General features: G+C 56.3%; 1 protein-coding gene. It reads right to left on the reverse strand.

Annotated features, from left to right (window positions below):
• A partial coding sequence (locus ACO0K4_RS19780) for a hypothetical protein (RefSeq protein WP_422958362.1) occupies positions 1–284 on the reverse strand: 284 nt, incomplete at both ends.

Consider the following 284-nt stretch of genomic DNA (forward strand, 5'->3'; position numbering starts at 1 on the left):
CTCGACGGATACTGATTGATGATGAATTGATAGGTCTGTACCGCGTCGACGAACAGTTTCTGCCGTTCCAGGCACTGCCCGCGCAACATCGAGACTTCCGGCTGCACATAACGTCGGCTGCGACTTTCACGGTCGACCTGAGACAACTCCAGGGTAACGCGCTCGCAGTCACCGACCTTGTAGGCGCGGTAGGCATTGTTCAGATGGTGGTCCATCGACCAACGAGTGCAGCCGACAACACTGACGGCCAGGGCAGCAATGAGCAAAATTCGCATGAGGGTTCT

The sequence above is a fragment of the Undibacterium sp. RuTC16W genome (assembly GCF_049339445.1).
GTDB lineage: Bacteria > Pseudomonadota > Gammaproteobacteria > Burkholderiales > Burkholderiaceae_D > Undibacterium.